Source organism: Mesorhizobium sp. C399B (genome assembly GCF_030323185.1).
GTDB lineage: Bacteria > Pseudomonadota > Alphaproteobacteria > Rhizobiales > Rhizobiaceae > Mesorhizobium.
Genome location: NZ_CP100472.1, coordinates 6,210,953 through 6,224,430, shown reverse-complemented (window position 1 = coordinate 6,224,430; position 13,478 = coordinate 6,210,953). Strand labels below are relative to the sequence as shown.

The 13,478-nt window shown below is 63.2% G+C and carries 12 protein-coding genes; 7 read left to right on the top strand and 5 right to left on the bottom strand.

Going from position 1 to position 13,478, the window contains the following annotated elements; all coding sequences use genetic code 11:
• Positions 1-142 precede the first annotated feature (142 nt).
• Both NLY36_RS29720 and NLY36_RS29715 read left to right on the top strand, forming a co-directional pair.
• Positions 143-1,408: a multidrug efflux MFS transporter gene (locus NLY36_RS29720; protein WP_023736462.1), complete on the top strand. Its 1,266-nt coding sequence runs from the start codon at positions 143-145 to the stop codon at positions 1,406-1,408.
• 43 nt (positions 1,409-1,451) lie between these two features.
• A complete protein-coding gene (locus NLY36_RS29715) occupies positions 1,452-1,826 on the top strand; it encodes a DUF423 domain-containing protein (protein WP_023711546.1) in 375 nt (124 codons plus the stop codon).
• Between the two features lie 39 nt (positions 1,827-1,865).
• On the opposite strand, the gene NLY36_RS29710 is transcribed toward NLY36_RS29715, so the two are convergent.
• Complete coding sequence (locus tag NLY36_RS29710; protein WP_023673014.1) at positions 1,866-2,009, bottom strand: hypothetical protein; 144 nt, start codon at positions 2,007-2,009, stop codon at positions 1,866-1,868.
• A 352-nt stretch (positions 2,010-2,361) separates the two neighbouring features.
• Here NLY36_RS29710 and NLY36_RS29705 point away from each other — a divergent pair, with 352 nt between their 5' ends.
• On the top strand, positions 2,362-3,444 hold the full coding sequence (locus NLY36_RS29705; protein ID WP_023682412.1) for a LacI family DNA-binding transcriptional regulator: 1,083 nt from the start codon (positions 2,362-2,364) through the stop codon (positions 3,442-3,444).
• Between the two features lie 15 nt (positions 3,445-3,459).
• On the opposite strand, the gene NLY36_RS29700 is transcribed toward NLY36_RS29705, so the two are convergent.
• A complete protein-coding gene (locus NLY36_RS29700; RefSeq protein WP_023711549.1) occupies positions 3,460-4,695 on the bottom strand; it encodes an OpgC family protein in 1,236 nt (411 codons plus the stop codon).
• Between the two features lie 217 nt (positions 4,696-4,912).
• Here NLY36_RS29700 and NLY36_RS29695 point away from each other — a divergent pair, with 217 nt between their 5' ends.
• The gene (locus NLY36_RS29695; protein ID WP_245260287.1) at positions 4,913-5,584 is read left to right on the top strand and encodes an alpha/beta hydrolase; all 672 of its coding nucleotides are present in this window, start codon (positions 4,913-4,915) and stop codon (positions 5,582-5,584) included.
• Between the two features lie 57 nt (positions 5,585-5,641).
• Here the strand turns inward: NLY36_RS29695 and sthA are convergent, their stop codons facing one another.
• The gene (gene sthA / locus NLY36_RS29690; RefSeq protein WP_023730842.1) at positions 5,642-7,030 is read right to left on the bottom strand and encodes a Si-specific NAD(P)(+) transhydrogenase; all 1,389 of its coding nucleotides are present in this window, start codon (positions 7,028-7,030) and stop codon (positions 5,642-5,644) included.
• Positions 7,031-7,220: 190 nt separating this feature from the next.
• Here sthA and NLY36_RS29685 point away from each other — a divergent pair, with 190 nt between their 5' ends.
• From NLY36_RS29685 to NLY36_RS29675, 3 genes are all read left to right on the top strand, one after another.
• On the top strand, positions 7,221-7,691 hold the full coding sequence (locus NLY36_RS29685; RefSeq protein WP_023673020.1) for an RDD family protein: 471 nt from the start codon (positions 7,221-7,223) through the stop codon (positions 7,689-7,691).
• Positions 7,692-7,829: 138 nt separating this feature from the next.
• Entirely contained in the window at positions 7,830-8,594 is a 765-nt protein-coding gene (locus tag NLY36_RS29680; protein ID WP_023682417.1) for an arginyltransferase, read from the top strand.
• Positions 8,595-8,714: 120 nt separating this feature from the next.
• Complete coding sequence (locus NLY36_RS29675) at positions 8,715-9,611, top strand: DMT family transporter (protein WP_023736461.1); 897 nt, start codon at positions 8,715-8,717, stop codon at positions 9,609-9,611.
• On the opposite strand, the gene NLY36_RS29670 is transcribed toward NLY36_RS29675, so the two are convergent.
• Both NLY36_RS29670 and parC read right to left on the bottom strand, forming a co-directional pair.
• Complete coding sequence (locus NLY36_RS29670; protein ID WP_023693242.1) at positions 9,599-10,813, bottom strand: AI-2E family transporter; 1,215 nt, start codon at positions 10,811-10,813, stop codon at positions 9,599-9,601. The two genes, NLY36_RS29675 and NLY36_RS29670, sit on opposite strands and share 13 nt — an antisense overlap.
• A gap of 281 nt (positions 10,814-11,094) precedes the next feature.
• Positions 11,095-13,347 carry a DNA topoisomerase IV subunit A gene (parC, locus tag NLY36_RS29665; RefSeq protein WP_023736460.1) on the bottom strand — a complete coding sequence of 751 codons (2,253 nt, stop codon included), beginning with the start codon at positions 13,345-13,347 and terminating at the stop codon, positions 11,095-11,097.
• Positions 13,348-13,478 lie beyond the last annotated feature (131 nt).

Here is a 13,478-nt window from a genome sequence, read left to right as displayed (position 1 = left end):
TCCATTGCTGGCGATCGGCCTTGCCCGTTGGTCTTGCCGATCACATTGAGAGCGCCTGATTGACAGCAGCCGGGCTTTGCGTCCATGAGGTACCAAGTTGGTATCCCAAAATGGTATCCGCAGCAAGCGGACAGGACAGGACATGCCGCAGGACAGTGCAGCGCAGGCCGCCGAAGCGCCTTCCACCTACAACATTCATTGGCGGCGCAACCTGCTCGTGTGCTTTGCCGGATCGTTCAGCACGCTTGTGGCGATGACGCTGTTGCTGCCGTTCCTGCCGCTCTATGTCGAACAGCTGGGCGCCGTGGGCCACGCGGCGATCGTGCAATGGTCCGGTATCGCCTTCGGCGCCACCTTCCTTGCCGCGGCCCTTGTCGCACCGCTGTGGGGGCGGCTCGGCGACCGCTACGGCCGCAAGGTGATGCTGGTGCGCGCCAGTTTCGGCATGGCGATCTGCATGTCGCTAACCGGCATGGTGCAGACCGTCTGGCAATTGGTGCTTTTGCGCCTGCTGATCGGCTTTGCCGGCGGTTATTCCTCAGGCTCGACCATACTTGTCGCCATGCAGACGCCGAAGGAGCGCTCCGGCTGGGCGCTCGGCGTGCTGTCGGCCGGCATCACCGCAGGCTCCCTGGTCGGCCCGTTGCTTGGCGGCGCGCTGCCGCCATTGATCGGTATTCGCGCCACCTTCCTCATCGCGGGCGGCGTCATTTTCCTGGCGGCGCTGGCGACGACGTTCCTGATCAAGGAGATGCCTCGCCCGCCAATGCAGGCACAACCCAAGGAGAAACCAAAGGGCGGTTGGGCGCAGATCCCCGACAAACGCCCTGTCGTGGCGATGCTGGCAACCGGCATGCTGTTCACCTTCGCCAACATGTCGATCGAGCCGATCATCACCGTCTACGTCCAGCAACTGGTCGCGGACGCAAGCCGGGTGACCCTGGTCTCAGGTGTCGTCATGTCGGCGGCCGCACTCGGCGCCATCCTGTCGGCGTCACGGCTGGGTAAGCTCGCCGACCGCATCGGCCACTGGAACGTCATCGTCGCATCGCTGGCCGTCTCGGCGCTGCTGTTGATACCGCAGGCCTTCGTCACCGAGAGCTGGCAGTTGGTCGGGCTGCGGTTCCTTATGGGTCTGGTGCTGGGCGGGCTGTTGCCCTGCATCACCAGCGTCATCCGCCACAATGTTCCCGATGGGGTCGGCGGCAATGTGCTGGGCCTGGCAATCTCGGCGCAATATGTCGGCCAGGTCGCGGGTCCGCTGCTGGGCGGCTTCGTCGGCGGCCATTTCGGCATGCGCGCGGTGTTTCTCGGCACGTCGGTGCTGATGGCGGGCGGTGCCGCGTATAATTGGCTGGCCCAGGCGCGCCGCACGCGCGACATGCTGGCGATATCGGAAAAATCCTGACAGACAGGTTGCGCCGCCTATCGTCAATCACGGAGCCCGAGACATGAGCATCGCCGAGTCAGCACCAGCAAACAGCGCGCGCATCCTCGTTTTCGCCGGCGGCATTGCCGGCGCGGCGGGCGTGGCGCTGTCGGCGGCATCAGCGCATCTCGGCGGCGCCTTCGTCGGCACTGCGGCATCCTTCCTGCTCATGCATGCGCCGGTGTTTTTGGCCGTCGGCCTCGCCGGCGCAAGCCGGATCTTGCGGATCGGCAGCCTGGTGCTGCTCGTCGGGCTTGTTCTGTTCTGCGGCGATCTGCTGGCACGGGATTTCGTGGGATCGCGGCTGTTCCCAATGTCGGCGCCGATCGGCGGCACCTTGCTCATCGCGGGCTGGCTGGTGATCGCGGCCTCGGCGCTCGTGCGGCAACGGTCCTGACGAGCCAAGAACCCTGCCCCATCAGATATCACACGAGGCTTAATCCTGCCGGTTTTGCGGCAGCAGGTCGCGGTTGCGCTTGGCAGACTTGGTCGGCCGCCGCCTTTCCGGCTGCTCCGTGGCAGGCGAGATACCCCAGTAGTTGCGATAAATGTCTTCGAACAGATGCTTCACGGGATGCATGTTCGTCTCCTCTTTAAGCACTTGAATCGATCCAATCAGCTGGCACGAAAATGCCGGGGCCGATCAGCTGCGCTTGCGTTTCACAAGGTATTGCAGGTCACGCCTCCACGGCCCGACCTTGTCGCGGCGCTTGCGGGTGGCGGCGTCGGAGACTATGCCCCATCATTGCCATAGATGTCTTCGAACAGATAATTCACGGGATGCATGGCACCCTCCTCTTGAATCGATCCAAGTTGTACTTGGTGAATCCCTTGGATCGATTCAAATATAGACTCTCTCCGCCGTCCGATCAAGGGAAAATTTGAACCGATCCAACGAAAGTGCTAAACAAGCTCCGGTTCAGGAGACGAAAATGACGGCATTGACCTCCGGCAAGACGAGACCAGTGCGGCTTGCCGACATCGCCAAGGCGGCCGGGGTCTCGCACGGTACCGCGTCCAACGTGTTCGCTCGCCCGGAAATCGTGCGCGAAGAGGTCCGCGAGCGGGTCAAGGCGGCGGCGGAAGCGATGGGCTATGCCGGCCCGGATCCCAAGGGCCGGCTGCTGCGCGCCGGCAAGGTCAACGCCATCGGCGTGGCAACGGCAGAACCATTGTCCTATTTCTTCGACGATCCCTTTGCCCGCGTCATGATGGCCAGCATTTCGCAGGCCTGCGACGCCACCGGCGCCGGAATTTCGCTGGTCTCGGCCGCCAACAGCGAGCAGCTCGCCTGGAACATCCAGAGCGCCCTGGTCGACGGCTTCATCGTGTTCTGCATCGAGGGTGGGTCGCGGCTGGTCGAACTGGCGCGCGAACGCAAACTGCCTTTCGTGGCGCTTGATCTCGATTCGGAAAATGAGGCGGTCGCTGCGATCGGCGTCGACAACGTCGCCGGCGCGGGTCTGGCGGCGCGCCATCTGGCCGAGTTCGGCCATCGCAGCTTTGCCGTACTCGCCCTGGAATCTGCCGACGCTGGCTTTGGTCCCGTCACGCAGGAGCAAGTCGAGACGACATCCCTCTACTCGGGCACACGCGACCGTCTGCGTGGCTATTTCGGCGAGCTCTCCCGCTTCGGCATCGACGTCTCGCAAGTGCCAATCTACGAAACCCTCAATGACGAGGCGAGCGTGCGGGCCGGCCTCGATCATATTTTCGCGCTGCCGCAGACGCCGACGGCAATCCTGGCCATGTCGGACAAGATCGCGCTGCATGCGCTCGACTGGCTGCGCGAGCGTAACATTGCCGTGCCGGGCGATGTGTCAATCGTCGGCTTCGACGGCGTGCCGGAAGGCGCCGACTCCGAGCCGCCACTAACCACTGTCGCCCAGCCGATCGCCGAGATGGGCCGGCTGGCCGTCAAGGCGATCCTCGAAAATGACGGCTCGCAGCACCGGCAATTGCTGCCGGTCGATCTTGTGGTGCGGGGGTCGTCCGGCCCCTCGCCTGCTAGCTAGGCGGCTGATGTGGGATCACCGGCTTAGCCTTGGCATCGCGGGCATGCCGAAGGTCTGGTGAACGGCTGGCGCTTCTTTGCGAACCGGCTTTTTGCCCAAGCCGATGCCGGACAGCCACTCAAGATAGAAGGCGAGCGCGAATTGCATGGCGATGCCGGCCGAAATCAGCAAGACGTCATAGGCAAAGCCGCCCGGATTGATCAGCTTCATCACCTGCGCCGCCATGGCGATCAGCGTGCCGGCGAGGAACACCGGCAAGGAGCGCTTGCCGAGCAGGGCAAGCGGATGGTCCGGGCTGAGACGGAACAGGTTCGAGAAAGCCGGCAGGGCGACGATCAGATAGCTCACCGCCAATATGTGCAGGAGCCGCGGCAGCGACAGGAACGTCTTGTCGAAGCCGCCGATCACCACGGGCAGGTTAAACCACGTTATCTCGCCCCAGAGCGGGCTGTGCACCCAGACCGCCGCTGCCGCGACATAGGTCGCCGCGGCGCCCACCAGCCAACGATTGACGGGAATTGTGCCGCCGCGCCTGACATGCAGCATGCCGGCAAGGCCGATGTTGAACAGGAATTGCCAGGACAGCGGGTTGAGGAACCAGAAGCCGGGCTCGGGATAGTTCGGCGGCGCGATCTGCCAGAGGCCGGCGACGAGCCACAGCGCGCCGGAAAAGACCAGCGCCGGCAGCGGCCGGTAGCTGACGAAGAGCAGGAAGAGCGGCGCCATCAACAGCAGCGCCGCATAGACCGGCAGGATGTTGTTGTAGCCAAGCTGGTGGCCGAGCGTGACAATGCCGATCATGACCTCCGGCGTGTTCTTCATCAGCGGCTCGATGTTGATCAGCTTGAGCAGTTCCGGCCGCCGGCCGAACACCGCCGCGGCGCAGAATAACGCCATCACAACCATGGTGGTGACGATGTGGGCGCTGTAAAGCACGCCGGCCCGGCGCCACATCTTCAACGTCGCCAGTAGCCGGCCGCCCGGCTGGAACTTGTTGCCATAGGCGAGTGCGACCGACATGCCGGAAATCAGCACGAAGGCTTCCGCCGCGTCCGAGAATCCGAAATTCTTGTAGGTCAGCGTTTCGAAGACGGTGCCCGGCACGTGGTCGATATAGATGGTCAGGAGTGCGAGCGCACGGAACACGTCAATGCGCGTGTCGCGATCGGGGATACGCGGAGCGCGATCGGCGATACGCGGAGCGCGATCGGCGATACGCGGGGCGCGATCGGGCGGGACTGGCAGGGTCATCGACAAAAGGCCTCAAAGGAGAGCAAGGATGCTCGCGTTGTTCATGCCGGGATGCGACCATCGGCGCACACCGCTTCGATTCCTCCCGCAGGGAGCATATCGGCGCAGAAACGGTCTGAAATGAGCCTGTTGCAATCACATTTGGCGGAGCGTGAAAATATTCCGTTTTGAAGCTGGCAAAGGACCAATGTCTCCGTGAAAACAACGAGATATGAGCGTGCATCGATATAGCGACGAGAACGCCTTTCTGCACCAGGATCTGGCCTTTCCCTACCGCCTCCTCAAGCCGGAGAATGCCGGCGGCGAGAGCCTGTTTTTACTGCACGGATCGGGTGTCGACGAAACGACGATGGTCCCGATTGCGAGGCAGATCGCCCCTAACGCCACGCTGGTCGCGGTGCGTGGCCGCATCCGCCAAGAAGACGGCTTCCGCTGGTTCGAGCGGATCACGCCGACCAGTTTCGAACAGGCGAGCATCCGTGCCGAAACATCGTACTTTGCCGCCTTCGCAAGCGAGGCCGCAAAGCGCCACGGGCTCGACCTCGCCCGGGCGACTTTCCTCGGCTATTCCAACGGCGCCAATCTGGTTTCCAGCCTGATGCTGCTCAACTCCGGCCTCGTCCGAAAAGCGGCGTTGCTGAGAGCAATGCCCGTGCTTGACGATGCGCCGGCAACCAATCTGACCGGAACGCGCGTCCTGATTGTCGCCGGTGCCGCCGACGAGACCTACGGGCCGTTTGCGCCGCCACTGGTGACGCTGCTCAACAAACATGGCGCCGAGGTCGATGCGCGCATCGTGCCTTCAGGTCACGAAATCGGCGACCCGGATGCCGCCATCGTCCGGCAATGGCTTGCGGGACCAGCATTGGTCGCACGCCAGGCAGGCTAGGAGACCTTGGTAGACCGCATCGGCGCCCGGCGGAACGGCTGAGCAGATGCTCGTCGCCTAGCCCTGTCCCATCCGGTTCCAGGCATCGAGCCCGGCGATCTTGTAGGCTTCGGCCAGCGTCGGATAGTTGAAGGTGTTGTTGACGAAGAAATCAACCGTGCCGCCGAGGTTGATCACCGCCTGGCCGATATGGATCAGTTCGGTGGCGCCTTCGCCGACGATGTGGGCGCCGAGCAGGCGGCGCGTTTCGACCGAGAACAGCAGCTTCAGAAAGCCGGAGTTGACGCCCATGATGTGGCCGCGCGAGGTTTCGCGGAACCGCGCCAGACCGACTTCATAAGCAGCGCCGCTCTCGCGCACCTGCTCCTCCGACTGACCAACGGTGGAGATTTCCGGCACGGCGTAGATGCCATAGGGGAAGGTTTCCGGCGGCGGTGGCAGTTGCACGCCGAAGGCGTGGCAGGCGGCCACCCTGCCTTGCTCCATCGATGTCGAGGCAAGGCTGGGGAAACCGATGACGTCGCCGGTGGCATAGATGTTGGGCGCACTGGTCTGGAAGGTCTGCGGATCGACCTTGATGCGGCCCCGGGAATCGGCCTCGATGCCGACCACGTCGAGGCCGAGGCTGCCGAGATTGCCGCTGCGGCCGGCGGCGTAAAGCACGATCTCGGAGCGGATGGTGCGGCCATCGGCGAGCGTCACTTCGGCATAGTCGGGTTTTGAGACGATTTCCTTGACCGTACTGCCGAGGCGAATGGTCATGCCGCGGTCGCGCATCTGGTGGATGAAGTCGTCGACGATCTCGCGGTCGACGAAATCGAGGATGGTGTTGCGCGGCTCCACCAGCGTCACCGGCACGTCGAGCGCCGAAAAGATCGTCGCATATTCAACGCCGATGACGCCGGCGCCGATCACCGTCAGCGTGCGCGGCAGATGGTCGAGTTCCAGCATCTCATCGCTGTCGAAGACGCGGATCTTGTCGAAAGGCACGTCGCGCGGCCGGTGCGGCCTGGTGCCGACCGCGATCAGGGCATTGGTGAAACCAACCTCCGAGTAGTCGCCATTGTCTGCCGTCAGGCTGACCTTGTTTCGGCCGACGAATTTCGCCATGGCGCGCACGCTTTTGACGGCGTTGCGCATAAACTGGTGCTGCAGCACCTCGACCTCGTGGTCGAGCGTCTTGTGCAGCCGCTCGACCAGGTCGGCGATGGAGATGTCCTGCTTGACCCGGTAGCCGCGGCCGTAAAAGCCCCGCTCGCGCCAGCCGGACAGGTTCAGCACCGTCTCGCGCAGCGTCTTCGACGGGATGGTGCCGGTGTGCACCGAGACGCCGCCGAGGCGCCGGCCCCTGTCGACCACCAGCACCGATTTGCCGAGCTTGGCCGATTGCACCGCGGCGCGGCGCCCGGAAGGGCCGCTGCCGATGACCAGCATGTCGTAATCCATGTAACCCCGTCCCCTCGGCGTCTTGTTGCGCCGCAGCAAGCTAACGCCATCCGTCCACCAAATTCAATCGGCTCAACCTCGTCACACTGCCGAGCCGGACCGATGGACGAACCGATCTTGATTCCGCCCGCGGTCTTCACCATTTCAGTGGCGGCGCACCCTAGCGTGGCGCCTGTTACGAGGACATGACATGAACGCGCGCGTACTTGACGGCGAAATCATCACCAGCAGGCTCGACGACGTCAGGGCCTATGACGGTGTGCGCACGCGGCGCATCCTGGCCTTCATCATCGACTATTGCATCGTGGCGCTGCTCACCATTCCGTTCGCGATCCTGGTGGCCGTGCTTGGCCTTTTGACATTCGGTCTTGGCTGGGCGCTGTATTCCATCCTCGTGCCGGCGGTCGCCATTCTCTACATCTGGAACACGCTGGGCGGTCGCAACCAGGCCACATCAGGCATGAAGATGATGGGCATTCGGCTCGATCGTCTCGACGGCAGCCGTATCGACGGCCTCACCGCCGTTGTCCATTCGGTGCTGTTCTGGGCGAGCACGGTCATCCTGACGCCGCTCGTCCTCCTGGTGACGCTGTTTTCCGATCGCAAGCGCACACTGCACGACCTGCTGCTTGGCACCGTCGTCAGCCGCAGCGACCGTTGAACCGGCGTTCAACCGACGCCAACAGGCATTTGTGCGCAAATGTGAAGGGGTCCGTTCAACCCGCCTTCACAATCCTGTTGAATTTTTCGCCAGCCAAGCCAAAGGTAGAGCGATTCGCAGGAGTGTTCCCAAGGTTCGATGACGCACCATCCGACCCAGTCGCCGCAGTTCTTCCTGACCGCGCCATCGCCGTGCCCGTATCTCGAGGGCCAGTTCGAACGCAAGGTGTTCACGCATCTGGTCGGCGACAAGGCGCCGGAGATGAACGATCTGTTGACGCAAGGCGGTTTCCGGCGCTCGCAGAACATCGCTTACCGTCCCGCCTGCGAGACCTGCCGCGCCTGCGTCTCGGTGCGTATCCTGGCGCAGGAGTTCACCGCCAGCCGCAACATGAAGCGGGTGATCCAGCGCAATTCCGATCTGATCGGCGCCATGCACGACGCGCAGCCGTCGACCGAGCAGTATTCGCTGTTTCGCGGCTATCTCGACGCTCGCCATCGCCGCGGCGGCATGTCCGACATGACGGTGCTCGACTACGCCATGATGGTCGAGGATACCCATGTCGACACCAAGGTGATCGAATACCGGCGCCGCGGCCCCGACACATTCATCACCGGCAAGGGCCAGGGCGAGCTGATCGCCGTGGCGCTGACCGACAAGATGGCCGATGGCCTGTCGATGGTCTATTCCTACTTCAATCCCGAGTTCGAGGACCGTTCGCTCGGCACCTTCATGATCCTCGACCATATCGCCCGCGCCCGGGCCATGGGCTTGCCCCATGTCTATCTCGGCTACTGGGTCAACGGCTCGCGCAAGATGAACTATAAAATGCGCTTCATGCCGCAGGAGCATCTCGGCCCGAAGGGCTGGGAACGCTACGACCACGAAGCGGTCACGCGCTGATTTTTCTTCTTACCAGATCCTGATCTAAACATTTTCAGCCGAGACGATGCTGGTCTTCCGCCCGTTGGCGGGGCGATTGCGCCGACCGGCATCTGCTCAAATCATTGCGAAAGCCGTTGCATGTCCTCTCACAATGCCCACACCAAAGGACTCCTGCTCACCGCGCTTGGCGGGCTGGCGCTGACCATCGACATTCCCCTGATCCGGCTCGCCCATGGCGAAGCCTGGACGATCCTTTTGCTGCGCACCGGCTGCACCTTCGTGGCAGGGCTGATCGTATGGGCCATCTGGCGCTCGTTCAGCAAGAATGCTCCGCAGCTGATACCCGGCTGGTCGGGGCTCGTGGTCGCCACACTCTACGGGCTCGGCGCAATCGCCTTCATCACTGCCGTCTACAACACCTCGACCGCCAATCTGGTTTTCATCCTGGCCTTCTCCACCATGTTCTCGGCGCTGCTGTCGTGGCTGTTTCTGAAGGAGCGACCGCAGCCGCTGACGCTTGCGGCAATGGCGCTGATGATCGTCGGCATCGCGATCATCGTCGGCGATTCCGTCGGCACGGGATATCTGTTCGGCGATGTGATGGCGCTGTGTTCGGCCTTGGCGATTGCCTGCGCCATCACCGTTTCACGCGCCAGCGGCAGGGATATGGGATTCACCGCGCTGACCGGCGTCCTGCTGCCGTTCGGGCTGGCGGCGCTCATGGTCTCCAAGACCGGTTTCCAGGTGGAAGCGCCATGGTGGATCGTTTTCAACGGCGCCGTCATCATGCCGTTCGCCTTCTTCTGCCTAGCCAACGGGCCGAAATACATTTCAGGCCCGGAAGTGGCGATGTTCTATCTCCTGGAAACGGTTCTGGCGCCGGTCTGGATATGGATGATCTTTGCCGAGACGCCGTCGCGCAACAGCCTGATCGGCGGCGTGATCCTGATCGTCACGTTGGTCGCGCATTCCCTGTGGCAGCTGCATGAGGGGCGCAAGCGCCGGGCAGCACTTGCTGTCGCTTACCCAGCCTGACTTTTCTTCGCCGGGCCGGCGACAATCTCGATCTGCGGCGGCCCGCCTTCGAGCTCGGCGACGGCATCTGGAACGGTGTCTTCGGCCAGTTCCACCTCGCGCAGCCATTCGCGCCATATCGCCACCAGCAGCGCCATCAGCACGGGGCCGATGAACAGGCCGAGAAAGCCCATCGTCTTGACGCCGCCGATCAGGCCGAAAAAGGTCGGCAGGAAGGGCAATTTGATCGGTCCGCCGACCAGCTTCGGGCGCAAGGTCTTGTCGACGATGAACAGTTCCACCGCGCCCCAGATGAACAGCGCCAGACCCGCCATCGGCGAGCCGCTGGCGGCGAGGTAGATCGACACAAGCGTAAACGACAGCGGCGCGCCACCGGGGATCAACGCCATCACGCCGGTCAATGCGCCCAGCGTCACCGGCGACGGCACCCCGGCCAGCCAGTAGGCGATGCCGAGTACCAGCCCCTCGCCGATGGCGATCACGGTCATGCCGGTAACGGTCGAGGAAATGGTCGCCGGCACGACGCGCGAAATCCGCTCCCAGCGCGTCGGCAGGATGCGTTCGCCGAGCCGGTCGATCTGGCTGGCAAAGTGTTCGCCGTCGCGGTAGGCGAAGAACAGCGCGATCATCATGAACAGCAGCGTCAGCAACAGGCCGAAGGCGCTGCCGCCGGCAGCCAGCACGCCGCGATAGATGCTGCCGATATTGGCGCCGCTGACCAGCTGGATCAGCTCGCCGATGCCGCCGGGATGGCCGAAATTGTCGATCCACTGTTCGTTCAGCCACTCGCCGACGACAGGCAGCGAGGTGATCCAGTGCGGTGTGACCGCGCCGTGCCTGTTGGTCTCGATCGCCCAGCCCACCCATTCGCGGACCTCGTTGATGGCGTAGGTGCCGGCGAGCGCTATCGGCACCACCAGGAAGGCAAGGATGAACAGGATGGCGAGCGTCGCGGCGACGGTGCGGTTGCCGCCGACACCGGCAAGCAGCCGGCGGTAGAGCGGCCAGCTGGCAAAAGCAATGACGAGGGCTGCCAGCACGGGAAACAGGAACCCGTGGAAGAAATAAACGCCGGCGGCGACGATCAGCACCAACAGCCAGCGCGCCGCCGACAGCGGAGGAATGACAGCTGATCGCAACGGAGTCGACAGGCCGAACAGGCGCTGCTGACGCTCAGGCTTCTGGATCTTCGCTTCCTTCAAACGGTCAATTCTCCCCGGCCTAACAGCGTTTATGCACTGTTATAGTGCCGCAATCGTGACGATAGTCCAAATGGTTGGTGAAGCTGCCAATCTCCCCCCTTGTGGGGGAGATGTCCGGCAGGCCAGAGGGGGTCGCGAAGGATCGCCAGCCTGGCACCCGACATTGAAGACCCAAGAGTTGCGACCGAGTGGCGAGCCATGACCATTCGATGCGCTGGCGGGACAGCGCCCCCCTCTGGCCTGCCGGCCATCTCCCCCACCTTGGGGGGAGATCAGCAGCTTCAACCAAATTTCCCCGTCCGCGGGAATCCCTTCGGCACCATCCGTCCGGCCGACGCTCTCGCGCCGATCCATTCCGCCAGCTCCTCGCGCGACCTGACGAAGGTGCGGTCGGCGGAATCCTGCCAGGACAGGCCGCTCGCCAGCGTGAAGGGTTTCAGGTCGAGCAGACCGCCATCCTTGTATTTCTGCAGGCGAACGCCCTTGCCGCGGCCCATCTCGGGAATTTCGGAGAGCGCAAACACCAGCATCTTGCGGTTCTCGCCGACAATGGCGAGATGATCGCCTGACACTGGGACGCAGGCCTTGGCCTCGTCGGGCGCCTTGACGTTCATCACCTGCTTGCCCTTTCGGGTGTTGGCGACGACCTCCTCCTCCGGCACGACGAAACCATTGGCATCGTAGGAGACGAGCAGCAGCTTGCGCTTGGGGTCGTGGACAAAGGCGGTGACGATGTCCTGGTCGTTGTCCATGTCGACGATGATGCGGATCGGTTCGCCATGGCCGCGGCCGCCCGGCAGCCGGTCGGCGCCGATGGTGTAAAATTTGCCGCCGGTGGTGAAGACCAGGATCTTGTCGGTGGTCTGGGCATGGAAGGCGAGCTTGAGGCTGTCGCCTTCCTTGAAGGTGAGCGTGGAATGGTCGGCCAAATGGCCTTTCATCGCCCGCAGCCAGCCCTTTTCCGAGACCACCACGGTGACCGGCTCGCGCTCGATCATGGCGTGGGCAATGTCGGTCAGATCATGCTCCGGCGCGTCGGCGAACTGGGTGCGGCGCTTGCCGAGTTCGGTCTCGGGGCCGAACTTGTCGCGAACCTGCGTGATTTCCCATTTGATCGTCGACCATTGCTTGGCGTCGGATGCGAGCAATGCCTCGATCTGCTTCTTCTCGGTGGTGAGACCGTCGAACTCCTTGCGGATCTCGAACTCTTCCAGCTTGCGCAAGGCCCGCAGCCGCATGTTGAGGATGGCTTCGGCCTGGGTGTCGGTGAGCGACCAACGGGCCATCATCACCTGCTTGGGCTCATCCTCCTCGCGGATGATCCTGATGACCTCGTCGATGTTGAGATAGGCGATCAGGTAGCCGGCAAGGATTTCCAGCCGCTTCTCGATCTCGCCAAGCCGATGCTTCGAGCGGCGGATCAGCACATCGCGCCGATGGTCGAGCCACTCCTTCAGCACGCCCTTCAGCGACAGGACGTTAGGCACCTTGCCCCGCGACAAAACGTTCATGTTGAGGGGAAAGCGGCTTTCAAGCTCGGTCAGCTTGAACAGCGATTCCATCAGAATGCCGGGATCTACTGAACGGCTCTTCGGCACCAGCACAATGCGGACGTCCTCGGCGCTTTCATCCCTGACATCCTCGAGCAGCGGCAATTTGCGCGCGATCAAAAGCTCGGCGATCTTTTCGATCAGCCTGGCCTTCTGGATGCCGTAAGGGATTTCAGTGACGACGATGCTCCAGGTGCCCCTGCCCTGATCCTCCTGGCCCCATTTGGCGCGCACGCGAAAACCGCCGCGGCCGGTCTCATAGGCCTCCAGGATGGAAGCGCGGCTGTCGACGATGATGCCGCCGGTCGGGAAATCCGGCCCCTGGACGAACTCCATCAGCTTTGTCACCGGCGAGTCCGGCTGCTCGATCAACTGCAGCGCTGCGTTGCAAAGCTCGGCGGCATTGTGCGGCGGGATGGAGGTGGCCATGCCGACCGCAATGCCGGAGGAGCCGTTGGCGAGCAGGTTCGGGAAGGCGCCGGGGAGCACTACGGGCTCCTCGTCCTCCTCATTGTAGGTCGGCCGAAAATCGACGGCGTCCTCGGTGATGCCGGCAAGCAAATCGCTCGCCACCTCGGTCATGCGCGCCTCGGTATAGCGCATGGCGGCGGCGTTATCGCCGTCGATATTGCCGAAATTGCCCTGCCCGTCGACGAGGGGATAGCGCATGGAGAAATCCTGCGCCAGGCGCACCAGCGCGTCGTAGATCGACTGGTCGCCGTGCGGATGGAACTTGCCCATCACGTCGCCGACAATGCGGGCGCATTTGGCAAAGCCCTGGTCGGGGTTGAGCCTGAGCAGCCGCATGGCATGCATGATGCGGCGATGCACAGGCTTCAGCCCGTCGCGCACGTCAGGCAGCGCCCGGTGCATGATGGTCGAGAGCGCATAGGCGAGATAGCGCTCTTCCAGCGCCTTCTTCAGATCGACCGGTTCGATGTGGTCACCGCCGCCATTTTCAGGCGGCAAAATCCTTTTTCCCATGCGGCTGGACTAGCCGAGCGGGTGATTCGCGGCAAGGCGGGGCTGCGGAAATCCGCACTTTGCAGCCTTTGAGCTTACGAGGGCGGCTCAAGGTCCGACAATGGATGTGACGAACTTCATGTTCCAGCTTG

What these genes read in the sequence shown, in the direction of transcription:
- NLY36_RS29720 (WP_023736462.1), top strand. Translation starts at nt 143, where the DNA reads ATGCCGCAGGACAGTGCAGCGCAGGCCGCCGAAGCGCCTTCCACCTAC.
- NLY36_RS29715 (WP_023711546.1), top strand. Translation starts at nt 1,452, where the DNA reads ATGAGCATCGCCGAGTCAGCACCAGCAAACAGCGCGCGCATCCTCGTT.
- NLY36_RS29710 (WP_023673014.1), bottom strand. Translation starts at nt 2,009, where the DNA reads ATGCATCCCGTGAAGCATCTGTTCGAAGACATTTATCGCAACTACTGG.
- NLY36_RS29705 (WP_023682412.1), top strand. Translation starts at nt 2,362, where the DNA reads ATGACGGCATTGACCTCCGGCAAGACGAGACCAGTGCGGCTTGCCGAC.
- NLY36_RS29700 (WP_023711549.1), bottom strand. Translation starts at nt 4,695, where the DNA reads ATGACCCTGCCAGTCCCGCCCGATCGCGCCCCGCGTATCGCCGATCGC.
- sthA (WP_023730842.1), bottom strand. Translation starts at nt 7,030, where the DNA reads ATGGATTACGACATGCTGGTCATCGGCAGCGGCCCTTCCGGGCGCCGC.
- NLY36_RS29685 (WP_023673020.1), top strand. Translation starts at nt 7,221, where the DNA reads ATGAACGCGCGCGTACTTGACGGCGAAATCATCACCAGCAGGCTCGAC.
- NLY36_RS29680 (WP_023682417.1), top strand. Translation starts at nt 7,830, where the DNA reads ATGACGCACCATCCGACCCAGTCGCCGCAGTTCTTCCTGACCGCGCCA.
- NLY36_RS29675 (WP_023736461.1), top strand. Translation starts at nt 8,715, where the DNA reads ATGTCCTCTCACAATGCCCACACCAAAGGACTCCTGCTCACCGCGCTT.
- parC (WP_023736460.1), bottom strand. Translation starts at nt 13,347, where the DNA reads ATGGGAAAAAGGATTTTGCCGCCTGAAAATGGCGGCGGTGACCACATC.